The following is a 25575-nucleotide window of genomic DNA, read 5'->3' as shown; positions in this document are numbered from 1 at the left end:
ACTTAGACAACCCCTTTTTGCCGACCAGTATGATTTAGGCATGAGACTTCCAAGGGCGGCGTCCCCTACGGACCGGCACGCAGCGTTGGTGCAGAGCCTCGGTCTGGCAATCGCGGACGGGCGGCTCGCGCCACTTTCCATCCTGAGGCTGGATGAGTTGGAGGAGCAGCACAAGGTATCCCGTTCGGTGGTCCGGGAGGCAGCTCGGGTGCTCTCCTCGAAAGGAATGCTGGAATCCCGTCGGCGCTTCGGCACAGTGGTGCAGCCTGAGGAATCCTGGAACCTCTACGACCCCGAGGTGATCCGCTGGCGGCTGGCGTCCTCCCGCCGGCTGGAGCAACTGCAGTCGCTTAATGAACTGCGGGGAGCGGTGGAACCGCAGGCCGCCCGCCTTGCCGCCGAACGCGGGTCCTGGGACGCGGGCAGCGAACTTGTCTCCCTTGCAGCACGGTTATGGGCCGCCGGCCAGCGCGGCGAGCAGGAGGAGTTCCTCCGCCTGGACGTGGAGTTCCACGCGGCTGTGCTTAAAGCCTCCGGCAATGCCATGTTTTCCCAGCTTCAGGAGCTCGTGGCTGAGGTCCTCACAGGCCGCTCGGAGCATGGCCTGATGCCCCACCTTCCGCACCACGAAGCACTGCAGCTGCACGTGGACGTGGCGAGTGCCATCCAACGCAGGGAGGCCGGCGCAGCCCACGCAGCCATGAGCAGGATCGTGGAACAGTCCTCCGAAGAGATGAGCCAGATCTGGTCGAGCACTCATGATGCAGGCAGCGCATCCCTTGCCACCCGGGCGGACAAAGCCCTGAAGTAGTCCGGGTTTGCGGCCCTTACGGCCGCCCGAAGGACCTCACACACCGCCGTCCCCGACGGTTATCAGGGCACCCCAGCCGGCGCTTTCGCAGCAGTCCCATCATGTCCTTTCAAGGGGTGATGCCGGGAGAGCCAGCGGCGGCATAATCATGCTCTGCGCCGCAACGGTCCAATCCCCTGCAACAAAACGGGAATCCGGAGCGACCACGGCGGTCGCTCCGGATTCCCGTTGATGGGCCGGTACCTTCAGCACCAGCAGCGGAAGGTGCCGGTTAGCGGGCGTTGAGGAGGTGTTCGAGGGCGAGCTGGTTGAGGCGGATGAACGCGAAGGAGCGTTCGGCGGCCTTGTCTGCGTCGAAGTCCTCGAAGGCGGTGGTGTCGGCCAGCAGGTCGGTGGCGGTTTCGCCGGCGGCGAGGGTGCTTTCGCCGAGTTCGAAGACGCCGGAGGCGGCGAGGGCTTCCTGGACCTGGGGGTCGGCGTGGAAGGCGGTGGCGCGTTCCTTCAGCAGCAGGTACATGGCCATGTTGGCTTTGGCTGATTCCCAGACGCCGTCGTAGCCGTCGGTGCGGGAGGGCTTGTAGTCGAAGTGGCGCGGGCCCTCGTAGCGGGGTCCGCCGTTGGGGAACCCGTTTTCGAGCAGGTCAACGGTGAAGAAGGCGCTGGTGAGGTCGCCGTGGCCGAAGACGAGGTCCTGGTCGTACTTGATGCCGCGCTGGCCGTTGAGGTCGATATGGAAGAGCTTCCCGGCCCACAGTGCCTGGGCGATGCCGTGGGTGAAGTTCAGCCCGGCCATCTGCTCATGCCCGGTTTCGGGGTTCAGGCCCACGATGTCGCCGTGCTCGAGCTGGGCGATGAACGCCAGGGCATGGCCGACGGTGGGGAGGAAGATGTCGCCGCGGGGTTCGTTGGGCTTGGGTTCGAGGGCGATGCGGAGGTTGTAGCCCTTGTCCTTGATGTAGGCGGCGGCGGTGTCCACGCCCTCGCGCATCCGGTCCAGGGCCGCGGCGAGGTCCTTGGAGCCGTCGTACTCGCTGCCTTCACGCCCGCCCCACATCACAAAGGTCTCGGCGCCGAACTCGGCGGCCGAATCAATGTTCCGCAGGACCTTGGACAGGGCAAAGCGGCGGATGGACCGGTCGTTGGAAGTAAAACCGCCGTCCTTGAACACCGGGTGGCTGAACAGGTTCGTGGTGACCATCGGGACCTTCAGGCCGGTCTCGGCCAGGGCTGCCTTGAAGTTCTTCAGGATCAGGTCCCGCTCCGAGGCCGTGGCGTCAAACGGGATCAGGTCATTGTCATGGAACGTGATGCCATACGCGCCAAGCCCGGCCAGCCGGTGCACCGCCTCCACCGGGTCCAGCTCCGCACGGGTGGCAACACCAAACGGATCAGCGCCGGTCCACCCAACAGTCCAAAGACCGAACGTGAACTTATCAGCAGGCGTGGGGGAAAGAGTCATGATGCGTCCTTGCACTGGAATTGATTGGGGGCCGAAAGACCAATTAGTTTATACACTGAACTATATGGGGAGCGGTGCGCCGGGGTCAAGGGCGCACCGCCAAGTAGTTCGACCGGGCGGAAAGTCAGCCCCGGCGGGCAGGCCTGTCAAAGCGCCATCCCTCGGACTTCAGTTCCGGAATGATCTGGTCCACCGCTTCCACCGTCTGGCTCCTGTCTCCGCCGCCGTCGTGCAGGAGCACCACGCCCCCCGGCCTGATGCCCTCCTTGAGGCGGCGTACCAGCTCTGCCGTTCCCGGCGGATCCCAGTCGCCCACCACCGTCGCCCACCCGAGGGGCTGCATGCCCAACCCGGCGGCCACCTGCGGAGTCTCGCCCCAGCTTCCGTAGGGCGCACGGAAGTAGTTGATCTTCGCCTCCGGGACGGCCTGGCGGATAACGGCGCTGGTCTCTTCAAGATCGGCCCTGATGGCGTCAGCACTCCACGACCCCATGTTGTCGTGGTGCATGGTGTGGTTGCAGAGCAGGTGGCCTGCGTCAGCAATTTGGCGGACGATTTCGGGGTGCTGTTTTACGTGGTCCCCCCATAGGCAGAACGTGGCTTTCACGTGGTGCTTCTCAAGCACTGCCAGCAACCTGGGGGTGTTGACAGGGTCGGGGCCGTCGTCGAAGGTGAGGCTCATGTACTTGCCCTCATGCCGGGTGGAATCAACAACCACTGGAGTGGCCTGGTCCGCCTGGGCAGGAGTTGCACCGGCGAGGACTGCGGGGATGGCCACGCCGAATGCCAACGCAGTGGCAGCCAGGGGCAACGCCGCCTTGCGCAGAAGTATGGAGCGGTGAAAGGGGAAATTCATGGCTACCTCTTTGGAGTCGCGGTAAATTTCCGGTAATTTCCGGAACGCGCTCAGCGTAGGCGCGCCTCCAGGATCAGGTCAAGGGTGGGTCAGAGGAATCATGGAGCGAAGGATCAGTCTTAGCGGGGCGCCGTGCTATCCCTGATGACGAGCCTTGTTGACAGTTCCACGCGGGGGCTTTCGACCACTTCGCCCTGCAGCATCCGAAGCACGGTGCGGGCGGCAAGCTTGCCCATCTCCGCCAGCGGCTGCCGGACGGTGGTCAGAGGAGGAGAAGCCCAGCGGGCTTCCGGAAGGTCGTCGAAGCCGATGACGCTGATGTCCTCCGGCACCCGCAGTCCCTTCCTGCGCACTGCTTCATACACTCCCAGGGCCATCTGGTCACTCGCCGCAAAAACAGCCGACGGCGGCTCACCCAGCTCAAGCAGCCTGCAACCGGCACGGAACCCGGACTGGTAGTCGAAGTCGCCTGCAACCACCAGGTCGGGGTCGAAAGGGATGCCGGCCGCGTCAAGGCCGGCACGATAGCCGTCCAGCCTGGCCCTGCTGCACCACAACCCAGGCGTGCCGGCCACGAACCCGATCCGGCGGTGGCCAGTTCCAGTGAGGTGCTCGGTGGCGCCTACAGCACCGGTCCAGTTCGTTGCACCAATCGTTGGGACGTCCAGGTCCGGCACGCCGGCAGGGTCGATCACCACTGCGGGAACGTGCAGGCGCTCCAGTTCGGCCCGCAGGAACGAATCGAGATCAGTGGTAACGAGGATGGCACCGTCGCTCGCCCTGGCGCTGACGTTGTCCAGCCACTGCCGCGTGGATGTTGAGCTTGCCTTGCGGTGGATAGCCGACACCACTGTGGAGGCCCCCGCCTCGTTGGCGGCCTCCTCCACACCCCGGATGATTTCCACGGCCCAGGGGCTGTCAAGGTCATTGAAAACGAGGTCGATGAGGCCGGACCGGACGTCCGGGCGATTCCCCCGCCGTTGGTAGCCATGGTCCCGCAACAAGGTTTCCACCCGCTCGCGGGTCCGTGCGGAAACATCGCCGCGCCCGTTCAGTACGCGCGAGACAGTGGGCACCGAAACGCCCGCTTCGGCCGCAATAGCCGAAATTGTGACAGCCGGGCGCTTGGTCTCGGGCACGCAATCCTCCTGGTTTCGCTGCAAGTATAGGCCTTCCCGCCACACTGCCAGCCACGACTTTTCGGCAAACCCTTGACGCGCTCTCTGAAACACTCCTAATCTACAACGACCACATTCCGGAAGTTTCCGGAAAAGGTCCGATCGGATTCATGTGCCGATCGAGCGTACTCAAAGGAGAGCTTTAAATGAAGGTTGCAAAACTCGTCGCTGCAGCTGTTATGGCGTCAGCGTTTGTCCTCCCCACGGCACTGCCTGCAGTCGCCGCCGGGAATGACAAGCCGCAGCCCCCCGGCCTCGCCAAGCAGGACACCCTGCGCTGGGCCGCACCGAAGAACGTCCGGATCGGCACTGCAGTTGCCGGCGGAGGCCACCACGAGACGATGCCGTATGCCAACCCGTTTACTTCGGACCAGCAGTACCGCGAGGTATTAGCTGCGGAGTTCAGCTCCGTGTCGCCGGAAAACCAGGCGAAGTGGGAATTCATCCACCCTCAGCGTGACCAGTACCGCTTTGCCGAGATGGACGCAATCGTCGAGTTCGCCCAGCAGAACGGCCAAGTGGTCCGCGGCCACACGCTGTTCTGGCACAGCCAGAACCCGGCTTGGCTGGAGCAGGGCAACTTCAGCAAGGATGAACTCCGTTCCATCCTGAAGGATCACATCACCACGGTTGTCGGACGGTACGCAGGCAAGATCCAGCAGTGGGATGTCGCCAACGAAATCTTCAACGACAATGGCACCCTCCGCACCACGGACAACATCTGGATCCGGGAACTCGGTCCGGAGATCATCGCTGACGCCTTCCGCTGGGCCCACGAAGCCGATCCGAAGGCCAAGCTCTTCTTCAACGACTACGGTGTTGAAAGCATCAACGCCAAGAGCACGGCCTACGTCAAACTCATTCCCAAGCTCAAGGCCCAGGGCGTCAAGGTGGACGGCTTCGCCGTGCAGGGCCACCTCAGCACGCAGTACGGCTTCCCCGGCGACATGCAGGCGAACCTTCAACGCTTCGATGACCTTGGCCTGGAGACCGCAGTCACCGAAATCGATGTCCGCATGAACATTGCCGCCGGCACCAAGCCGACAGCCGAGCAGCTGGCAAAGCAGTCCAGCTACTACCAGCGCGCACTCGAAGCCTGCCTGAATGTTGATGACTGCAAGTCCTTCACCATCTGGGGCTTCAATGACAAGTACTCCTGGGTGCCGGTCTTCTTCAGCGGCCAGGGTGAGGCTACGGTGATGTGGGAGGACTACACCCGCAAGCCTTCCTACTACGCACTGCAGTCCACGCTCCTGAAGGCGAACCCGGGCGGAGACCAGCGTTTGGACCACCACCCCGCCTACCAGCAGTAACACGCGGTAGTCAGTAAATCCTGACAGAGCGGCCCGGAACCACACGGTTCCGGGCCGTTTTTGCTTACTGCCGCTAACCCTCCACTGCGTGGACCCGGAACGTGAGGGAATGTGTCTGTCCGGCTTCAAGAACAACAAGGTCGTGGCCCGAGTTAAAGGCATCGGGCGGGCAGGTCATGGGTTCAACAGCCAGCCCCTTCCGGCCGCGCAGCTCTCCGGAGTAGAGCTGCAACCAGGGAGCGTCAGTTCCACTGGCTTCCACCACTGCCGAAAGCTGCAGGTCGGGGTTGCGCAGCGTCACGTCCCACTTCCCCTCCGGGAGGTTGGTGAAGGCGTGATCCAGCGACTGGGAGGCCAGGATCCGAAGATCCGAGAAATCGAAGTCCGTGCCTTGAGTGTCCAGGAGCTCGGTTGGCTGGAGCTTTTCATCCGTCAGGAGCACCTTGCCCGCGCGGAAGCTCAATTCACAGTTGGAAACGTCCTCGCCACCCACAGTGATGTAAGGGTGCGAGCCAGTGCCGTAAGGTGCCGCTGCCGTGCCGCAGTTCGTGGCAGCAAGCTCGACATGCAGCCCGGCCTCTGCGTCCAATGTGTAACGCGCCGACAGCGCGAGCTGGAACGGGTAACCGGGTTCTCCATGCAGCAGGTGCGTAAACATCACGTCAGCCTGCGAGCGCTGCTCCACCTGCCACGCGTTCCACAGTGCCAGCCCGTGCAGGGCACTGCCGGTAGCCGCCTCGTTCACCGGCAGCTCATACCGCTGCCCGCGGAAGCTGTACGCGCCCCCTGCCACCCGGTTGGGCCACGGCATGAGCACTTTTCCCGCATAGGCAGGCGGCAGATCGTCCGCGGGGAAGGGCAGCACGATGTCCGTCCCCCGGAAGGACAGGTTCACGAGCCCGGCTCCCACGGTTGCTGCTGTTGCCTTGTAGTCACCCGCCTCCAGGATTATCAGCTTCCCGTTGGGCGTGGCGTTGGGTGACATGGTGTTCCTTTCAGGAAGGTGCTGCCCCAGGTTTCAGCCGGGACAAACGGCAGTGCTTTGCCGGACAACAAGGGATGTTGCAAGATCAAGGCGCAGGTTGTTGGGCCGCTCGCCTTCCCGGAGGCGCAGGACCATCCGGGCTGCCTCTTCAGCCATTTCTATCAGTGGCTGGTGCACTGTAGTCAGCGCCGGGCTGGACCAGCGTGCCACCTGAAGGTCGTCATATCCCACAATGGACAGCTGGGCCGGGACGGAAATCCCCAGCTGGCGGGCGGCGTCCAGCACGCCGAGGGCCTGCAGGTCGCTGCCGGCGAAGATGGCGGTGGGCCGCTGCTCCATCTCCAGCAACTCACGGGCATGGTGCCGGCCGCCGTCCACATGGAAGTCGCCATATCGGATGAGGGTACGGTCAATGGGAATGCCTGCGGTGTTCAGGGCGGAGTTGTAGCCATCGATCCGCGCCAGGGAGCACATCATGTCCTCGGGGCCGGAGATGGCGGCAATCCGCGTATGACCGAGCTCGATGAGGTGCCGGGTGGCCATCATGCCCCCGGCCCAGTTTGCCGACCCAACGGAAGGAACGTCCGGGGCAGGGTCACCAGCCGGGTCGATGATCACGAACGGAATGGAGCGGGCATCCAGTTGCTGCCGGTACTCCTGCGGCAGATCCGAAAAGACGAGGACAACCCCGGCGGGCCGGCGGGCCAGCACGCCTTCAATCCAGTCCGCTCCAGGCGCATGCCTGGTGCCGCTCTCAGTGAGGATGACGCTCATCCCGTTCGCCTTCGCGACGTTCTCGACGCCGCGGATGATTTCCAGCGCCCAGGCACTTTCAAGCTCATGGAAAACGAGCTCCAGGAGTGCCGACCTGGATGCGGTGGCCTTCCGCCGCTTGTAGCCGTGCTCCTCCAGCAGCTCCTCAACTTTCGAACGGGTTTTTCGAGAAACGTCGGAGCGGCCGTTCAAAACCTTTGAAATTGTCGACAGCGATACGCCCGCCTCCTCCGCCAATTGAGCGAGGGTGACGCGCGTGTCGGACGATACAGGGCTGGACATGAGGTCCAGCATAGCGGGAGTTCCGCGAGTTTCCATCTAAAAACGCCGCCACCTTGCGTCCGCAATGTAACGCAACTTACACTTGCTGGCATCACATAACTTTCGGTCAAAATATCGAAACTTTCGAGAGGCGTTCGAAGATGAACCTAAATGGATGGGTGGCCCGCAGCATAGCTGGCGGCGCCGCTCTTGCCCTGGGCCTGACGATGGCGGGCTGCTCCGGCGAGTCCGGTGCGTCAAGCCGGCCCGAAAATGAGCTTCATGTCGCGATGTACGGCGATGCGGGCAACACGGTGGAGCAGAAACTGATCGACACCTTCAACGCAACCTCCGACGTGAAGATCGTCCTCGACAAGATCCCCGGCGCCGAGTACCAGTCCAAGCTGCAAACCATCATTGACACCCCCTCCGCGCCTGACATCTTTTTCAACTGGGGCGGCGGCAGCATTAAGAACTTCGTCGAAGCCGACCTGCTGCTTCCCCTTGACGACTTCATCAAGGAAGACCCGCAGCTGAAGGATGCATTCCTCCCCTCCGTGTTCGAAACCGCCGTCGTTGACGGCAAGGCATACGGAATTCCCATGCGCGGAACCCAGCCGGTAATGCTCTTCAACAACTCCAAGGTCCTCGCTGATGCCGGCATCAGCAACCCTCCGGAGACATGGGAAGAACTGCTGGCGGACGTAAAGATCCTCAAGGATAAGGGCATCACGCCCATTGCCCTGGGTGCCGGAGACCGGTGGCCCACGCTTATGTGGTTTGAATACATCTACGACCGCGTCGCAGGTGAAGGCCTGTTCCAGAAGGCGTTGGATGGAGATACCAGCGTCTGGGAGTCCGAAGAGAGCCGTAAGGCACTCGGCATGATTCGGGAGCTCGTCGATGCGGGAGCCTTCGGTACCAACTTCGATTCAGTGAAGTTCACGGACGGCGGGTCGCCCGCCCTTCTCGCCGCCGGCAAGGCCGGTTTTGAACTCATGGGTTCGTGGGAGTATTCCACGCAGCAAAGCAGCGACCCGAAGTTCGCGGCCGAGGTCCTTGGCTACAGCGAGTTCCCGAAGATCGAAGGTGGCGCTGGGAACCAGGACAACCTGGTGGGCAACACGAACAACTTCTACTCGATCCACAAGAACACGCGCTACCCGGAAGCCGCCCGCGACTTCCTGAAACTTATGTACTCGGATCAGTTTGTGCAGGAGCAGGTGGGCATCGGAAACCTCCCCACCACCACGAACACGGAAAAGTTCCTGGACAAGGCGGCAGACCCTGAGTACGCCAAGTACCAGTTCAAACTGGTCAAGGAAGCGCCCTCGTTCCAGCTCTCGTGGGATCAGGCGTACCCGCCGGAAGCAACTGTCACCATCCTTACCGCCGTCTCCCAGTTCTTCAGTGGACAGATTGATGAAGACGGCTTTATCAAGGCCATGCAGAGCCTCTAGGAAGAATCATGACAACGACGCTTGCAAAACGCAGGCGCCCGACACGTGCGGGCGGCCCTGAAGAGGGCCGTCCCGCACGCCGGGGCGGCTCCTCCGCGAGTCGCCCCGGCTTTGTCTGGGCCCTCCCTGCCACTATTTTTTTTGGACTTTTCGCGCTCGTCCCGCTAGTCGCGGTGGCCGTGTTGTCCTTCACCTCCTGGAGCGGCCTGGGGGACCCTAAGTTCGTGGGGCTCAAGAACTGGGAATCCCTCTTTGAAGACCCCGTCATGCTCCAGAGCCTTTGGCTCAGCCTGCTGTTCATTGCGCTCGGCATCGTTACGCAGACTCCGCTGAGCATCCTGCTGGGCGTCTGGGCAGCCGGCAACCAAAAAAACCGGGCCATCCTGAGTGCCATCTACTTCGTTCCGCTGCTGCTCTCCTCCGCCGCCATCTCCGTCCTGTGGCGGGCCCTTCTTGACCCCAACTTCGGAATCCCCGGCCAACTGTCCTGGCTGTTCGGAGACGGCAACGTCCTCGGCACCCAGACAGGTGCCATCGCCGTGCTGATCTTCGTGGGCATGTGGCAGTTCACGCCGTTCCACACACTCATCTACCAGGGTGCCGCCCGGCAGATCCCGCCGGTCCTCTACCAGGCAGCGTCGATCGACGGCGCCGGCACCGTCCGGCAGTTCTTCAGCATCACGCTGCCCCAGCTGAAGAACAGCATCATCACCTCCGTAATCCTGATGGTGGTTGGCGGCCTGACCACTTTCGAAACCGTCCTCATTTTGACTAACGGCGGGCCGGGCACCGGTACCACCATCACCGCCTTCCACATGTACCAGGAAGCCTTCCGGCGGTTCGATTTCGGTACAGGCAGCGCGATTGCGCTCGTACTCGTAGTGATCTCCACGGCGATCTCCTTCGCTGTGGTCCGCGTGTCCGGATATGACAAAATGCGCAGTTCGCTGGAGGGGCTCTAAATGAAAACGCGTCCGAATTACCTCGCCGGCGTCGGAGCCTTCCTCTGGCTGGCCATCATTGCCGTCCCGCTGTACGTCATGCTGTCCGCGACCTTCCAGACGCGTGCCGACTTCGGTGACAACGGGCCGCTGTCCTTCCCCACCAGCTTTACCCTGCAGAACTACGTGGATGCCATCACCAGCGGCTTTGGCCAGTACTTCCTCAACACCGTCATCGTCACCGCTGGTGTGGTGGGCCTGGTCCTGCTCCTGGTACCCCCGCTGAGCTATGCGATTGTCCGCAGCCAGAGCCGAGCCGCTTCAGCCATTTTCCGTCTGTTCCTGCTGGGCCTTGCGATTCCCGCCCAAGCCGTCATCGTTCCGGTGTTCTACCTAATCAACACCGTGGGCCTCTATGACAACCTGCTGGGTGTCATTCTTCCGACGGCGGCCTTCGCCCTTCCGATCTGCACGATCATCCTCAGCGGGACCATGCGGGACATCACCCCCGAGCTATACGAGGCAATGGCCATGGACGGCGCTACCCCCGCCCGCGCCTTCCTGCGCCTGGTGCTCCCGCTGTCCAAAGGCGGACTGTCCACCATCGCCGTTTTCTCGGCGCTCCAGGCCTGGAACGGCTTCCTCTTCCCGCTGATCCTGACGCAGTCCGAATCCACCCGTGTGGTCACCCTCGGCCTGTTCAACTTCCAGACCCAGTTCGGCATCAACATCCCCGGACTCCTGGCGGCCGTGACCCTATCCATGGTGCCGGTCCTGCTCGCATACCTCTTCGCGCGCCGCGCGCTTGTCCAGGGCCTCATGGGCGCTGGCGGAAAGTAATCATGACAGAAACCAAAACCCACAGCGCGCCGTGGCGCGACACCGCTTCCACCCCGCAAGAGCGTGCGGAGAGCCTCATCGCCGCCATGACGCTCCGCGAGAAAACCGCCCAGCTCTACGGGGTTTGGGTAGGGGCTTCCACTGAGGGCGGGGAAGTGGCCCCCCACCAGAACGAGATGAACCCGGCGGTGGACCTCGACGAGATTCTGCCTAACGGCCTGGGGCAGCTCACCAGGCCCTTCGGCACCGCCCCCGTGGACCCGGCCCTGGGCGCCCTGTCGCTTCAGCGGACCCAGCAGCGTATTGCCCAGGCCAACCGCTTTGGCATCCCGGCCCTGGTCCATGAGGAGTGCCTGGCAGGCTTCGCCGCGTGGCAGGCCACCGCCTACCCAGTGCCGCTCGCGTGGGGCGCCACCTTCAACACCGAACTTATCCGTACGATGGGTGCCGCTATTGGAGCCGACATGCGCTCGGTCGGCGTGCATCAGGGACTCGCCCCTGTCCTCGACGTGGTTCGCGACGCCCGCTGGGGCCGGGTAGAGGAAACCATCGGCGAGGACCCGTATCTGATCGGAACCCTTGCCACCGCATACATCCAGGGCCTAGAAAGCAGCGGCATCGTCGCCACACTCAAGCACTTCGTAGGCTATTCGGCCTCAAAGGCAGGCCGGAACCTTGCGCCCGTCTCCGTAGGCGCCCGTGAGCTGGCAGATGTCCTGCTTCCGCCCTTCGAGATGGCCGTCCGGGAGTCCGGCGTCCGGTCGGTCATGCATGCCTACACGGACCTCGACGGCGTCCCCACAGCTGCCGATGCCTCGCTGCTTACTGGACTTCTGCGCGACACCTGGGGCTTCAGCGGCACGGTGGTGGCTGACTACTTCGGCGTCGCCTTCCTGAAAAACCTGCACGGCGTTGCCGGATCCCTCGGCGAAGCCGCCGCAGCGGCACTCGCCGCCGGCGTCGACGTCGAACTACCCACCGTGCACACCTTCGGCGAGCACCTCATCGCCGAAATCGAAGCCGGCCGCCTCCCTGTCAACTTGGTGGACCGTGCCCTGCAACGCGTCCTGGTACAGAAAATCGAACTGGGTCTGCTCGACGAGGACTGGTCCGCGGTCCCGCACGCCCTGCAGGACACCAATCTGCAGGACACTGCCGGGCTGGAGGGCAGCATCACCCTGGACACCGAGGCCAACCGGACGCTTGCCGCCCGGATTGCCGAAGAATCCATTGTTCTGGCCAGCAACAACGGCATCCTGCCGCTGCGCAATCCCGGCCGCATCGCCGTCGTCGGACCGAACGCGGACAACGCCCGGGCGTTCCTTGGCTGCTACTCCTTCCCGGCACACGTGGGCGAGCAGCACCCGGACATTCCGGTCGGTATTGAACTGCACACCGTGGCCCAGGCCCTGCGGGCTGAATTCCCGGACAGCCCCCTCACGGTAACGGCCGGTTGCTCCGTCGATGGCGATTCCACGGCGGGATTTGACGACGCCGTTGCTGCCGCCACCGACGCCGACGTGGTCATCGCCGTGCTGGGCGACCGTGCCGGCCTGTTCGGGCGGGGAACCAGCGGTGAAGGGTGCGACGTGGAATCCCTGGTGCTTCCGGGAGTCCAGCAGCAACTGCTGGACCGGCTGATCCAGACCGGCGTTCCCGTGGTGCTGGTGCTCCTCACCGGACGCCCGTACGCGGTGGGATCCGCCGTTGAGGATGCCGCTGCGATTGTGCAGGCATTTTTCCCCGGCGAGGAAGGCGGACCGGCCGTGGCCAGGATCCTCAGCGGCAGCGTCAACCCCAGCGGGCGGCTTCCGGTGAGCATCCCCGCCAGGCCCGGCGCGCAGCCCTCGTCATACCTGGCTTCACCGCTGGCCCAGGCCAGCGGGGTGTCCAACATCGATCCTGCCGCTGCCTACCCCTTCGGTCACGGCCTCAGCTACACCACCTTCGAATGGAGCGGGCTGGAACTCGAGGGACCCGCAGAGGTGGCGGTGGACGGCGCAGCGAAGGCAGCCATCACCGTCACGAACACAGGAGACAGGGCCGGCGTCGAACTCGTCCAGCTGTACCTGCACGATCCCGTGGCCTCGGTGGTCCGGCCCGTTCAGAAACTGGTGGGGTATGCCCGCGTCCCGCTTGAGCCGGAGGCCTCGGCCCGGGTTTCCTTCACGGTGCCTGCCGACGTCGCGTCGTTCACCGGCCGGGATGGCCAGAGGATCGTTGAAGCCGGCGACCTGGAACTCCGCTTTGGAGCCTCAAGCGGAGACATCCGCCTGCGGAGCAACATCACGCTCACCGGTGACACACGTACGGTTGACCACACCCGCAGCCTGCACTGCGGTGTCACTGTGACGCCAGGCAGCTGAGTCAATAACCGGGCGGCCGTGCGCTGTTGCGCACGGCCGCCTGCAACGGGACCGAAAGGAATTTCCATGGGAACGCCGCCCCGCCTCACCATCACGGCCACAACAGGATCGGAGGCTGATGACAAGCTCAACGCCTCCATCCACCAGCTTCAATCCATGACCCAGGAGTATCCGTTTCGAGGCATCCTGGTAACCAAACAAGGACTGGGCCGCTTCAGCGTCGAGCTAAGCGATCAGGTCCCCTACGGAGAGACGTGGGAATCCGTGCAAACCACGGCCCTTGAGGCCGCAGCCACCGTTTCCCGCCGGGAAAGGTAGCGGAAAAGGGTCGCGAAAAGGGGCGGCTGAGGCGGCCTCCGTCGGTAGCATCAGTCCTTTGCCGGTACCGCAGGAGGGGCCGTGGAGTCCCGGACAATCAGCTGGGTGGCAAGCTCAACGCGGTGGGAGTCCAGGACTTCCCCGCGGGCCTGGCGGAGAAGTGACCGCAGCGCCGCGCGCCCCATCTCCTCGAGCGGCTGGGCGACGGAGCTGAGTGACGGGACGGACTCCTGGCCCTGGGTTGTCCCGTCAAAGCCGATAAGGCTGATGTCTTCGGGAACCCTGATCCCGTGACGGCCCGCTTCGCCGAGCACACCCAACGCGATGCTGTCACTGCCGGCAAAGATAGCCGTGGGGCGCTGGTCAAGCTCAAGCAGTGCCCTGAGTCCTGTGATTCCGCTTTCCCTGCGGAATCTGCCGCCGGAAATGATGTACTGAGGCTCCACAGGAACGCCCTGGGCCATGAGGGCGGCCATGTACCCGTGCAGCCGCGCCTGATTACATTCAGCCCCCGGTATTCCGCCGATGTAGGCGATGCGCCGGTGGCCCAGCCCCAGCAGGTGTTCTGTGGCGGCCTTGCCGCCGGCCCAGTTTGTCGCGCCCACACTGACCACGTCGGCTGAGGGCGGATTGAGCGGGTCTATGACGACGACGGGAATCTGGCGGCGCCGGAACGCATGCAGTTGCGCCTCGCTGAAAGCAGAAGTAACCACAATCATCCCGGCCCTGCCTTCGTCCAGCATGCGCTGGGCGCGGCGCTCCGGACTGCGCAGGCTCGAAGGTCCTGGCCCCGTGACGCTCAAGAGGATCTCAACGTCGGCGCCCGCAGCAGACTGCAGCACCCCGTTGAGGACCTCAATCATGTAGGCGGAATCCAGCACATCGATCACCACCTCAACGACGGACCCTCCATCCGCGGCGGATCGGCGCTGCAGGGGGGACTGGTACCCGGCCTGCTCCAGGGCAGCCAGTATGCGGGCGCGGGTTTCGGGCGCCACGTCTTCGCGGCCATTGACCACCTTCGAGACCGTAGGCGCTGAGACGCCGGCCTGGCGCGCGACGGTGGCGAGCGTCGGTTTGGCGCGCTCGGGCATCTTGGTTGCCATAGATTTCGCAGCCTTTCGAAAAGTTTCGTGGGCTTCATTGTTCAGGTGGCGCGCTATTCGGTCAAGGGCAGAACCGGTCCTGTCTGAAAAGAAACTCCGAAATGCCCCTTGACCGCTACCCGCATGCACCTTTAGTTTAGACCGTGATCTAAATCACGCGTTCGAAATCTTTCGAAATGCGGTCGTGCAGTCACGCCCCAACATTTGCAACGAAGCAATCTCAGATGGAGAAGCAATGAAGCAACCCCAGACCTCCCGGCGCTCTTTCCTCGCCCTTGCTGCCCTCACCCCCTTCGCGGCCATGACGGCCACTGCCTGCGGGACGTCAGGACCGGGTACTTCCAGCGCCGGCGGCGGTGCCAGCATGTGGTACCTGTCCGGCGAACCGAACCAAACCACGATGCAGAAGGCGGTGGACGCCTTCGGTTCGGCGAACCCGGACAACAAGATTGCGGTGACCTACTTCCAGAACGACGCCTACAAAACCAAGATCAAAACGGCCATCGGCGCCGGCCAGGCGCCCACCATCATCTACGGCTGGGGCGGCGGCACCCTGAAGACGTATGCGGAGGCGAACCAGGTAGACGACCTGACCAGCTGGTTTGAAGAGAACAAGGACGTGAAGGACAAGTTCTTCCCTTCATCGTTCGGCGCCGCCACGGTCAATGGCAAGATCTATGCACTGCCCAACCAGTACGTGGCCCCGATCGTCCTGTTCTACAACAAGGAACTGTTTGAGAAGGCCGGCGCCCAGCCGCCGAAGACCTGGGACGATGTCATGTCGCTGGTCAAGACGTTCAATGACATGGGCGTGGCACCCTTCTCCCTCGGCGGACAGTCCCGCTGGACTTCCATGATGTGGCTGGAATACCTCCTGGACCGGATTGGCGGAGCCGAGGTATTCAATGCCATCTTCGAGGGCAAGCCCAATGCCTGGCTGGATCCTGCCGTGATTGAAACCGGCACCAAGATCCAGGAGCTCGTCTCGGCGGACGGCTTCATCAAGGGGTTCTCCTCCATCGCCGCAGATTCCAACGCAGACCAGGCACTCCTGTTCACGGGGAAGGCAGCCATGATGCTGCATGGTTCCTGGACCTACGGCGCCATGAAGAAGGGCGGCCAGAACTTCGTCCAGGACGGCAAGCTGGGCTTCGTCCAGTTCCCCACCGTTGCCGGGGGCAAGGGTGACCCCAAGAACGGGGTGGGAAACCCTGCCCAGTACATGTCGATCTCTTCAAAGGCCACGGATCAGGAAAAAGAGACGGCGAAGAAGTTTTTCAAGGACGGCATCCTGACCGAAACGGTCATTGATACGTATATCAATTCCGGATCCGTTCCCATCGTCAACGGCATCGAAGACAAGCTCAATGCTTCTCCTGACAAGGACTTCCTGAACTTCGTCTACGACCTGGCCAAGAACGCCCCGAACTTCCAGCAGTCTTGGGACCAGGCACTGAGCCCCACCGCTGCCGAGGCACTGCTGAACAATATCGACCAGCTGTTCCTGAAGTCGATTTCCCCCCGGCAGTTCGCCGAGAACATGAATGCCACCCTCGGAAAATGAGTAACGCCGTCTCCACCGCTCCAAAGACTGCCACCGGGGGCAGGACCGAAGGCGGGCAAAGCCGGCAGCGGAATGCTGCACTCGCGTGGCTGACGCTGCCGGCTTTGTTCTTCTTCCTCGTCTTCGCGGTTGTGCCGCTGGCCGGTGTACTCATTCTGAGCTTCTCCAGCTGGGACGGCATCGGTGCCATCGGGTCGGCGGGCATGGGTAACTGGTTCTCCGTGCTGGCAGACCCCGGCCTGTACAACGCCCTGGGACTGACCTTCCTGATCATGATCGCCTCCTGGCTCGTCCAGACTCCGATCAGCCTCCTCCTGGGAGTCTTCACGGCAGGAAGCCAGCGCTATCGGGCAGCCCTGGCCGTACTGTATTTCCTGCCTTTGCTGCTCTCATCGGCAGCAGTGGCCATCGCCTTCAAGGCCTTGCTGGACCCGAATTTCGGGCTGGCCACAGGCCTGGGATTGCCTTTCCTGGCCCAGGACTGGCTGGGCGTACCGCATTTGGCCCTGGGTTTGGTCATCTTTGTGATTGCCTGGCAGTTCGTGCCGTTCCACACGCTCATTTACCAGGGCGGCGTACGCCAGATCCCTAAATCGCTTTATGAAGCGGCAGAGATCGATGGAGCGGGAACAATCAAGCAGTTCTTCCACATCACGCTCCCCCAACTGAAGTACACCATCATCACGTCGTCCACCCTGATGGTGGTCGGATCGCTGACGTACTTCGACCTGATCTTCGTCCTGACCGGCGGCGGTCCGGGGAACTCCACCCGGATCCTGGCCCTGGACATGTACCTGCGCGGGTTCCGGGCCAATTTGATGGGCCCGGCAAGCGTCATCGCCGTCATTCTCGTACTCATCGGCCTTGCTCTTGCCTTGTTCCTCCAGCGCCTTGGAGGCAAGGACAAGCAGGGCAGCCAATTGGAAGGTATGTAGGGTGAGCACCGTCCTGAAAAGCAGCACGGAGGAAACTCCCACCGGCTCCCCGGCCAACTCCGCCCCCGCCAAGCGGGGGTTCGGTTCCCGGATGAGGCGGCTGAACGTCCCTGCAGGCCTCGGCGGCTGGATCTGGCTCGCCATCATCATCATCCCGGTCTACTACGTGGTCATCACCAGCCTGAAAACGCAGGAAGGCTACTTCGGCCAGAATCCGCTGGCGCTTCCCACCTCTCCCACGCTGGAGAACTACCAGCTGGTACTTGAAGCCGACTTCGCGAAGTACTTCATGAACAGCACAATCGTCACACTCGGCGCTGTCATCCCGACCGTACTGGTTTCCTTCATGGCCGCGTTCGCCATTGTTCGCGGCAGGGGCAGGTTCCTCAAGCTGGTCAACGGCATGTTCCTGATGGGACTGGCGATCCCGCTCCAGGCGACGATCATCCCGATCTACCTGATGATCATCCGGCTCAACCTGTACGACAGCCTGCTGGCACTCATGCTTCCATCCATTGCCTTTGCCATCCCGCTGACCGTACTGATCCTGTCCAACTTCATCCGCGACGTGCCGAATGAACTGTTCGAGTCGATGCGGCTGGACGGCTGCAGTGAGTGGCAGACGATGTGGCGGCTTGCATTGCCACTGACCCGCCCTGCGATCGTGACAGTCGCCATCTACAACGGCCTGCACGTCTGGAACGGATTCCTGCTTCCGCTGGTCCTCACCCAGAGCCCCGGCCTGCGCGTCCTGCCCCTGGCGTTGTGGACATTCCAGGGCGAATACAGCGTCAACATTCCGGCCGTGCTCGCCTCGGTGGTGCTCAGCACCCTGCCGATCCTCGTGCTCTACGTCATCGGCCGCCGCCAGTTGCTCGCCGGCCTCACCGCGGGCTTCAGCAAGTAACACCAGGAACTTCACGAAAGGACATACACATGACCACCGCAAAACCCCTGCGGGTCGGCATGGTTGGCTACGCCTTCATGGGTGCAGCGCACTCCCACGCCTGGCGGACCGCGCCACGGTTCTTCGAGCTGCCGCTGCAGCCCCAACTCACCGCGATTGCCGGCCGGAACGCCGATGGCGTGCGGGCCGCAGCAGACAAGCTTGGCTGGGGTTCAGTAGAGACGGACTGGCGCCGCCTGATCGAACGTGACGACATCGACCTGATCGACATCTGCACCCCCGGCGACACGCATCCCGAGATTGCGATCGCCGCCCTTGAGGCCGGCAAGCATGTGCTGTGCGAAAAGCCGCTTGCGAACTCCGTGGAGGAAGCGGAGCGGATGACCCTCGCTGCGGAGACCGCCGCCAAGCAGGGCATCTTCTCGATGTGCGGCTTCAGTTACCGGCGGACACCCGCTTTGGCACTGGCCAAACAGTTCGTGGAACAGGGCAGGCTGGGTGACCTCCGGCACGTCCGGGCACAGTATCTGCAGGACTGGCTCTCCGACGAGAACGCCCCCATGACCTGGCGGCTGGACAAGAGCAAATCCGGGTCCGGCTCCCTCGGCGACATCGGGGCACACAGCATCGACGCGGCCCAGTGGGTCACCGGGCAGAGCATCACAGGCGTCTCTGCATTGCTCGAAACCTTCGTCCGGGAGCGCCCGCTCGCCGGTGACCTTGTGGGCTTGGGCGGCCACGGAGACCTCAGCCGCGACGCACCCCGGGGAACGGTCACCGTGGACGATGCCGCCGTCTTCAGCGCCAGGTTCGAGGGCGGTGTTGCTTCCACGGGGGCCGTTGGTGTCTTTGAAGCCACGCGTTACGCGCTCGGCCGGAAAAATGCCATGCGCCTGGAAGTGAACGGCACAAAAGGCTCCCTCGCCTTTGATTTCGAGGACATGAACGTCCTGTCCTTCTACGACGCAGCGGAGTCCCCGGACGCCGGCTTCCGCCGGATCTTCGTCACGGAGCCCGAGCACCCTTACGTCGGCAACTGGTGGCCCACCGGCCACGGCCTGGGCTACGAGCACGGCTTCACCCACCAGGTAGTGGACCTGGTGACGGCGATCGGTGAGGGCCGCCCGCCGGAACCGTCCTTCGCGGACGCCCTGCAGGTCCAGCGGGTCTTGGCCGCCGTCGAGGCCAGCGCCTCGAACTCAAGCCAGTGGCAAAAGGTCTAGGAACGTGAACACAGGACAAGGAACCCCAATGACACGACCAATCACACTTTTCACCGGCCAGTGGGCCGACCTGCCCTTCGAGGAGGTGGCCCGGCTCGCCGGCGAGTGGGGCTTTGACGGGCTCGAGATCGCCTGCTGGGGCGACCACCTGGACCCGCGCCGCGCTGCGGAGGACGATAACTACCTCCAGGGCCGACTGGACATCCTGGAAAAAAACAACCTTCAGGTTTTCGCCATCGCCAACCACCTCACGGGGCAGGCAGTGTGCGATGACCCCATCGATGAACGCCACCAGGGCATCCTGTCCACGGAAATCTGGGGCAACGGCGAAGCAGAAGGAGTGCGCCGCCGCGCTGCCGAGTCGATGAAGGACACCGCAAGGGCAGCTGCCCGCCTCGGTGTGAAGACCGTAACAGGATTTACCGGCTCTTCCATCTGGAAGGCCGTCGCCATGTTCCCGCCCGCCTCAGAGGCAATGATCGACGCCGGCTACCAGGACTTCGCGGACCGGTGGAATCCGATTCTGGACGTCTTTGAGGAGGAAGGCGTCCGCTTCGCCCTGGAGGTCCACCCGTCCGAAATCGCCTACGACTACTGGACCGCCAAGCGCACCCTGGAGGCCATCGGGCACCGCAAGAGCTTCGGGCTGAACTTCGACCCGTCCCACTTCATCTGGCAGGACCTGGATCCGGTGATGTTCCTGCAGGACTTCGCGGAGCACATCCTCCACGTCCATGTGAAGGAGTCCGTCCGGCAACTGGACGGCCGCAACGGGCGCCTGGGCTCCCATCTGGCGTGGGCAGATCCGCGGCGCGGCTGGGACTTCGTCACCGCAGGGCACGGGGACGTGCAGTGGAACCGGATCTTCCGGACCCTCAATGCCATCGGCTACGACGGCCCCACCAGCATCGAATGGGAAGACGCCGGAATGGACCGCCTCGTCGGCGCCCCTCAGGCTCTGGCCATGGTCCAGGAACTCGCCCGGATCGCCCCGCCAGCCGCCGCATTCGACGCAGCCTTCGCCAGCCGCTGACCCGATTTTACCGGCACGACAAAAGCCGGCAACCGAACAAAAGGAAAACCTCCATGACAGATTCCAAAAACGCCCTGGTGGTCCGCGGCGGCTGGGACGGACACCAGCCGTACGAGGCCACCGAGCTCTTCATCCCCTACCTCAAAGACAACGGCTACGACGTCCGTGTCGAGGAATCCCCCAAGGTCTACGCTGATGCCGAATATATGGCAGGCGTGGACCTGATCATGCAGTGCATGACCATGACCACCATTGAAAAGGACGAGTTCGCCGGGCTGCGCACTGCGGTCGAAAACGGCACCGGCCTGGCGGGCTGGCACGGGGGAATCGCCGACTCTTACCGGAACAACTCGGACTACCTGCACCTGGTCGGCGGCCAGTTCGCCTGCCATCCCGGCAAGCACCCGGACGAGTGCAGTGGCGAACAGTCGGACAACTACGTGCCCTACACGGTGAACATGCTCTCCGCCGCAGCAGAGCACCCCATCACCAAGGGCCTCTCCGACTTCGACCTTGCCACCGAGCAGTACTGGGTCCTCTCGGACGACTACATCGATGTCCTGGCCACCACCACCCAGAAGGTCCGGGAGTGGGACCCGTGGAATCGCGAAGTCACCTCACCGGCCATCTGGACCCGCCAGTGGGGCAAGGGCCGCATCTTCGTCGCCACCCCCGGCCACCGGGTCGAAATCCTCCAGGACACTAATGTCCGAACCATAATTGAAAGGGGCCTGCTGTGGGCAAGCCGTTGAAAGTAGGAATCGTTGGCTGCGGAGCCATCATCGCGCAGTACCTCACCAATTTCCGCAAGCTCAACGACATCGAACTGGTGGCGGTAGCAGACCTCGACCCGGCACGGGCCCAAGCGATAGCGGAGCAATACGAAGGCGTCCGTGCTGTTTCCGTTGACGAACTCCTCACCGCGGACGACGTCGAGCTGGTCCTAAACCTGACCATCCCGGCCGCGCACGCCGAGGTGGCCCTGAAGGCGATCGCCGCCGGCAAGAGCGTCTACGGTGAGAAGCCCCTCGCCGCCACCACTGCCGAGGCACGCCAGGTGCTGGACGCGGCAGGCGAGGCAGGGGTCGCCGTCGGCTGCGCGCCCGACACTGTACTGGGCACCGGCATCCAAACCGCCCGCAAAGCCATCGACGACGGACTAATCGGCGCGCCGATCTCCGCCTCCGCCACCATGGTGACGCCGGGACACGAGCGCTGGCACCCGAATCCGGACTTCTACTACCAGCCCGGCGGCGGCCCGCTCCTGGACATGGGCCCCTACTACGTGACCGCCCTCGTAACTCTCCTGGGACCCGTCGTCTCCGTTATCGGCGCAGCAAGCCACACCCGCAATGAACGCACCATTGGCTCCGGACCACGCCAGGGCGAAAAGGTTCCCGTAGACATCGACTCCCACGTCACCGGTGTTTTGGTCCACGCCTCCGGTGCGATGTCCACGCTTTTTATGAGCTTCGACGCCGTCAAGTCCAAGTCCCCGAACATCGAAATCCACGGCGAGCGGGGATCGCTGGTGGTGCCGGACCCCAACCACTTCGACGGCGAGGTCCAGCTGTTCCCCCTGGGCGCAGACACCTGGGAGACCCTTCCTGTGTCCGCAGGCTACGTCGATGCCGGGCGCGGCTTCGGCATCGCCGACCTGGCCTCCACCGCGCCGGGCGCCGAGCCCCGCGCGGGCGGCACCCTGGCCTACCACGCGCTTGAAGTCATGGAATCAGTGCTCGAATCGGCCCGCACAGGCGCTGCGGTAGCAATCACCAGCACAGCGGAGCGGCCGGAGAGCGTGGAGCTGACCGTCCTGACGGACGGCGCGGACGAGCTCCAGGCCCAGGAAGCCGCTTCCTAGGAGCTGTTGCACCAGGGCGAACCACCTTCTGAGATTGGAGCATTTATGGCATACACAGCCGACAACTGGCCCATCGCCGCGGCGATGCTGCCATTCCCGGGCACAAGCGGGCAGGGAATCCACATCAATGACGCTGAGTCGTCAGTCTGGGCCGCGGCGCTCACCGAGGTCAAGGAAGCAGGTTTCGCAAACGCGGACCTGACGGACAGCTGGGTGCGTCCCGGTGACCTCAGCCGGGACCGCCTCGCTGAATTCAAGCAGACCGCAAAGGACGTAGGAATTGGCATCCCGGCCATCTCCGCCATCCGCCGCAGCGTCATCGAGGAGAGGAACTGGGAAGCCAACCTGGCCTACAGCCACCGCACCATCGAGGCGGCTGCAGAGCTCGGCTGCGAGGTCGTCTCCGTCGGCCTCCACCAGGCCATCACGCAGGAGCAGCAAAAGCAGCTGTGGTTCTGGACGGTCCAAGGCCACAAGGACCCGGCGGGTAACAAGGAAACCTGGGGCAACGCAGTCACCCGCCTCCGCGACCTCGGCAGGCATGCCGCCGACGTGGGCGTCCTGCTCTCGCTTGAAATGTATGAGGACACCTACCTGGGCACCGCCGACTCCTCGGTGAGGCTGGTCGAGGACATCGGACTCCCGAACGTGGGACTCAACCCGGATCTCGGGAACCTGATCCGGCTCCACCGGCCCGTCGAGGACTGGCGGGAGCTGGTAGCCAAGACCCTGCCCTTCTCCAACTACTGGCACATGAAGAACTACTTCCGCGACGAGGACGTGGCCCGCGACTCATATGTGACGATGCCGTCTCCGATGGAAAGCGGCCTCATTAACTACCGCGAGGCGTTCAAGTCAGCCCTGTCGGTCGGCTTCCAGGGCATTCTCTGCACCGAGCACTACGGTGGAGACGGCCTGAGCGTGGCCGCCAGCAACCAGGGCTACCTCCGCCGCCACGTTCTCCCCAAGACGGACGGTTACGCACTGGGCACCAGCCAGGTGTCCCAGGGACGGCAACAACCGACGCAGGAGCTCGCCCGGGTGTGATCAAAACCCGCTCCCTCAACACCGTTTTCCAAGAAGGATTCAACGAGGAACCCATGACCCAGATCTTTGACAACCCCGCGGACTTCGCCGAAGACGCGCTCGACGGCCTCGTGGCAGCCAACCGCAGGTACGTTGCCCGGGTGGACGGCGGCGTGGTCCGCTCCACCGAAGTACCCGCCGGGCAAGTGGCTGTGGTGGTGGGCGGCGGTTCCGGCCACTATCCGGCCTTCGCCGGCCTGGTAGGGCCCGGTTTGGCGGCAGGTGCGGTGTGCGGCAACATCTTCACGTCACCCTCCGCCGGGCAGGTCTACCGGGTGGCCAAGGCGGCCAATGCCGGGGGCGGCGTGCTGCTGAGCTACGGCAACTACGCCGGGGACGTGATTCACTTCGGTGAGGCGCAGCAGCGGCTTAACGCCGAAGGCATCGAGACCCGCACCGTCCTCGTCACGGACGACATCGCCAGCGCCCCGCTGGACCAGATCGCGCAACGCCGTGGAATCGCCGGCGACCTGACCGTCTTCAAGATTGCCGGCGCCGCAGCGGAGGCGGGACTGGACCTCGACGCCGTGGAACGGCTCGCTGTCCGCGCCAACCACTGCACCCGTTCCCTGGGTGCGGCCTTCGATGGGTGCACCTTCCCCGGCGCTGCCGAGCCGCTGTTCCAGGTGCCGGCCGGCCAGATGTCGCTGGGCTTGGGCATCCACGGCGAACCGGGGATTTCCGACCACCCCATGCCCACGGCCTCCGAACTTGCCGAAATGCTCGTCTCCCGGCTTCTCGAAGACAAACCCGATAACGCAGGGGACCGTGTGGTGGCCATCCTCAACGGCCTCGGCAGGGTCAAATACGAGGAGCTGTTCCTGCTGTTCGGGAAGATCGAAAGGCTCCTTACCGCCGCAGGCCTCACAGTTGTGGAACCGGAATGCGGCGAACTGGTGACCAGCCTGGACATGTCCGGGCTGTCCCTGACCCTGCTGTGGCTCGACGAGGAACTGGAGCAATATTGGGCTGCCCCGGCCGATACCCCCGGCTTCCGCAAGGGCAGTCCGGCCCCCCGTGCACTGCGGGAACGGCCACAGCCGGCCGGACCGGAAAAAGCCGCGGCCATCGAAGCGGAAGAGACCACGGCGGCAGCAGCAGAGCTGGGCCGGCTGACAGCCGCAGTACTCGCCCAGGTGCAGGACGCCGTCGTGGAGCATGCGGAGGAACTGGGCCGGCTGGACGCCATAGCCGGCGACGGTGACCACGGCATCGGCATGCGCCGCGGCGTGGAGGCAGCGGCAACGGCAGCACGCAATGTGGCGGAAGCCGGAGCTTCCGTGCAACGGGTACTTGCCGCGGCCGGCGAGGCCTGGAGCGAACGCGCCGGCGGCACCTCCGGGGCCCTGTGGGGCTCTGCCCTGCAGGCTGCCGGAAGGACCCTCGGCAACAAGGCCTTTTATGGGCGCGGGGACGCGGCCGTCGTCGTGACCGCCTTTACTGACGCCATCACTGCCCTGGGCAAGGCTGTACCCGGGGACAAGACCATGGTGGACGCGCTGCTTCCCTTCCGTGGCGCCTTCCAGTCGGCGTACAACGGCGGAGCTCCCGTTGCCGTGGCGTTGGCGGCCGGGGCCGCGGCTGCGCGGGAGGCCGCTGACGCCACGGCGTCCCTCCGGCCGCGCAAGGGAAGGGCCCGGCCGCTGGCCGAAAAGAGCTTGGGCCACCCGGACCCCGGCGCGGTTTCCTTGGCGCTGATCGCCGCCAGAATCGCGGACTCCCTCAATTCCGGCCAGTTTCGCCCTTCACTTGCTGATGCCCGGATGGCAACCTCTGCGGTCGGAGAAGGAGTACAAGCATGAGCATGGATGAAGGCCCAGCAACAGGATGGCGCATCGTCATCGGCAACGACGAAGCTGGCGTGGAGTACAAGGAAGCGCTGAAGGTGCTGCTCGAAGCCGACAGCCGCGTCGCCTCGGTGGTGGATGTGGGCGTGGGCGCTGAGGACTCCACTGCCTATCCGCACGTTGCTGTCGACGCCGCCCGCAAAGTGGCCGAGGGCCAGGCGGACCGTGCCCTGCTGATCTGCGGGACCGGACTGGGAGTGGCCATTGCGGCGAACAAGGTTCCCGGCATCCGCGCCGTCACGGCCCACGACGGATATTCCGTTGAACGGTCAGTGCTGAGCAACAACGCGCAGGTCCTTACTATGGGCCAGCGCGTCATCGGGCTGGAACTGGCCAAGAAACTGGTGGGCGAATGGCTCGACTACCGCTTCGACGAAACCTCAGCATCCGCCGCCAAGGTGGACGCCATCTGCTCCTACGAGCCCGACTACACGAAGGCAGTCTGATC

23 protein-coding genes are annotated in these 25575 nt (G+C 63.9%); 17 read left to right on the top strand and 6 right to left on the bottom strand.

Annotated features, from left to right (window positions below; translation table 11 throughout):
• Nucleotides 1-40 precede the first annotated feature (40 nt).
• Nucleotides 41-811, top strand: a complete 771-nt coding sequence (locus AC50X7_RS13405) for a FadR/GntR family transcriptional regulator (RefSeq protein ID WP_494979454.1) — start codon at nt 41-43, stop codon at nt 809-811.
• Nucleotides 812-1082: 271 nt separating this feature from the next.
• Here AC50X7_RS13405 and xylA read toward each other — a convergent pair whose 3' ends face one another.
• The 3 genes from xylA to AC50X7_RS13390 all read right to left on the bottom strand — a co-directional run bounded on the left by xylA (nt 1083) and on the right by AC50X7_RS13390 (nt 4265).
• On the bottom strand, nt 1083-2270 hold the full coding sequence (gene xylA / locus AC50X7_RS13400) for a xylose isomerase (protein ID WP_494979453.1): 1188 nt from the start codon (nt 2268-2270) through the stop codon (nt 1083-1085).
• 124 nt (nt 2271-2394) lie between these two features.
• Nucleotides 2395-3126, bottom strand: a complete 732-nt coding sequence (locus tag AC50X7_RS13395) for a polysaccharide deacetylase family protein (protein ID WP_494979452.1) — start codon at nt 3124-3126, stop codon at nt 2395-2397.
• Nucleotides 3127-3245: 119 nt separating this feature from the next.
• On the bottom strand, nt 3246-4265 hold the full coding sequence (locus tag AC50X7_RS13390) for a LacI family DNA-binding transcriptional regulator (RefSeq protein ID WP_494979451.1): 1020 nt from the start codon (nt 4263-4265) through the stop codon (nt 3246-3248).
• 185 nt (nt 4266-4450) lie between these two features.
• On the opposite strand from AC50X7_RS13390, the gene AC50X7_RS13385 reads away from it, so the two are divergent.
• Nucleotides 4451-5617 carry an endo-1,4-beta-xylanase gene (locus AC50X7_RS13385; RefSeq protein ID WP_494979450.1) on the top strand — a complete coding sequence of 389 codons (1167 nt, stop codon included), beginning with the start codon at nt 4451-4453 and terminating at the stop codon, nt 5615-5617.
• A gap of 73 nt (nt 5618-5690) precedes the next feature.
• Here AC50X7_RS13385 and AC50X7_RS13380 read toward each other — a convergent pair whose 3' ends face one another.
• Complete coding sequence (locus tag AC50X7_RS13380) at nt 5691-6602, bottom strand: aldose-1-epimerase (protein WP_494979449.1); 912 nt, start codon at nt 6600-6602, stop codon at nt 5691-5693.
• A gap of 33 nt (nt 6603-6635) precedes the next feature.
• Nucleotides 6636-7658, bottom strand: a complete 1023-nt coding sequence (locus AC50X7_RS13375; protein ID WP_494979448.1) for a LacI family DNA-binding transcriptional regulator — start codon at nt 7656-7658, stop codon at nt 6636-6638.
• Nucleotides 7659-7798: 140 nt separating this feature from the next.
• Here AC50X7_RS13375 and AC50X7_RS13370 point away from each other — a divergent pair, with 140 nt between their 5' ends.
• The 5 genes from AC50X7_RS13370 to AC50X7_RS13350 all read left to right on the top strand — a co-directional run bounded on the left by AC50X7_RS13370 (nt 7799) and on the right by AC50X7_RS13350 (nt 13562).
• Nucleotides 7799-9097 (top strand): extracellular solute-binding protein, encoded by a 1299-nt coding sequence (locus tag AC50X7_RS13370; protein ID WP_494979447.1) that lies wholly within the window; start codon nt 7799-7801, stop codon nt 9095-9097.
• Nucleotides 9098-9105: 8 nt separating this feature from the next.
• Complete coding sequence (locus tag AC50X7_RS13365; RefSeq protein WP_494979446.1) at nt 9106-10059, top strand: carbohydrate ABC transporter permease; 954 nt, start codon at nt 9106-9108, stop codon at nt 10057-10059.
• Entirely contained in the window at nt 10060-10878 is an 819-nt protein-coding gene (locus AC50X7_RS13360) for a carbohydrate ABC transporter permease (protein WP_494979445.1), read from the top strand. It abuts the gene before it with no gap.
• Nucleotides 10879-10880: 2 nt separating this feature from the next.
• The gene (locus AC50X7_RS13355; protein WP_494979444.1) at nt 10881-13244 is read left to right on the top strand and encodes a beta-xylosidase/alpha-l-arabinosidase; all 2364 of its coding nucleotides are present in this window, start codon (nt 10881-10883) and stop codon (nt 13242-13244) included.
• Between the two features lie 66 nt (nt 13245-13310).
• Nucleotides 13311-13562, top strand: a complete 252-nt coding sequence (locus tag AC50X7_RS13350; RefSeq protein ID WP_494979443.1) for a hypothetical protein — start codon at nt 13311-13313, stop codon at nt 13560-13562.
• A gap of 50 nt (nt 13563-13612) precedes the next feature.
• Here AC50X7_RS13350 and AC50X7_RS13345 read toward each other — a convergent pair whose 3' ends face one another.
• On the bottom strand, nt 13613-14668 hold the full coding sequence (locus tag AC50X7_RS13345; RefSeq protein ID WP_494979442.1) for a LacI family DNA-binding transcriptional regulator: 1056 nt from the start codon (nt 14666-14668) through the stop codon (nt 13613-13615).
• Nucleotides 14669-14903: 235 nt separating this feature from the next.
• Between AC50X7_RS13345 and AC50X7_RS13340 the strand changes: the two genes are divergently transcribed.
• From AC50X7_RS13340 to AC50X7_RS13295, 10 genes are read left to right on the top strand one after another with little or no spacing between them, the layout of a single operon-like run.
• Complete coding sequence (locus AC50X7_RS13340; protein WP_494979441.1) at nt 14904-16232, top strand: extracellular solute-binding protein; 1329 nt, start codon at nt 14904-14906, stop codon at nt 16230-16232.
• On the top strand, nt 16229-17167 hold the full coding sequence (locus tag AC50X7_RS13335; RefSeq protein WP_494979440.1) for a carbohydrate ABC transporter permease: 939 nt from the start codon (nt 16229-16231) through the stop codon (nt 17165-17167). Before AC50X7_RS13340 ends, AC50X7_RS13335 begins: the two co-directional genes overlap by 4 nt.
• Before the next feature lies 1 nt (nt 17168).
• On the top strand, nt 17169-18074 hold the full coding sequence (locus AC50X7_RS13330; RefSeq protein WP_494979439.1) for a carbohydrate ABC transporter permease: 906 nt from the start codon (nt 17169-17171) through the stop codon (nt 18072-18074).
• Nucleotides 18075-18103: 29 nt separating this feature from the next.
• Nucleotides 18104-19297: a Gfo/Idh/MocA family protein gene (locus AC50X7_RS13325; RefSeq protein ID WP_494979438.1), complete on the top strand. Its 1194-nt coding sequence runs from the start codon at nt 18104-18106 to the stop codon at nt 19295-19297.
• Between the two features lie 28 nt (nt 19298-19325).
• Entirely contained in the window at nt 19326-20330 is a 1005-nt protein-coding gene (locus tag AC50X7_RS13320; RefSeq protein WP_494979437.1) for a sugar phosphate isomerase/epimerase family protein, read from the top strand.
• Between the two features lie 53 nt (nt 20331-20383).
• Complete coding sequence (locus AC50X7_RS13315) at nt 20384-21082, top strand: ThuA domain-containing protein (protein WP_494979436.1); 699 nt, start codon at nt 20384-20386, stop codon at nt 21080-21082.
• A complete protein-coding gene (locus AC50X7_RS13310; protein WP_494979435.1) occupies nt 21067-22194 on the top strand; it encodes a Gfo/Idh/MocA family protein in 1128 nt (375 codons plus the stop codon). Before AC50X7_RS13315 ends, AC50X7_RS13310 begins: the two co-directional genes overlap by 16 nt.
• 45 nt (nt 22195-22239) lie before the next feature.
• Complete coding sequence (locus AC50X7_RS13305) at nt 22240-23241, top strand: sugar phosphate isomerase/epimerase family protein (protein ID WP_494979434.1); 1002 nt, start codon at nt 22240-22242, stop codon at nt 23239-23241.
• Nucleotides 23242-23294: 53 nt separating this feature from the next.
• On the top strand, nt 23295-25082 hold the full coding sequence (locus tag AC50X7_RS13300) for a dihydroxyacetone kinase family protein (RefSeq protein ID WP_494979511.1): 1788 nt from the start codon (nt 23295-23297) through the stop codon (nt 25080-25082).
• A 2-nt stretch (nt 25083-25084) separates the two neighbouring features.
• Nucleotides 25085-25573, top strand: a complete 489-nt coding sequence (locus AC50X7_RS13295) for a ribose-5-phosphate isomerase (RefSeq protein ID WP_494979510.1) — start codon at nt 25085-25087, stop codon at nt 25571-25573.
• Nucleotides 25574-25575: the final 2 nt, after the last annotated feature.

Source organism: Pseudarthrobacter sp. Hb11, assembly GCF_059383655.1.
Note: the sequence above shows the minus strand (reverse complement) of the source record. Positions and strands in the feature narration are given on the sequence as shown.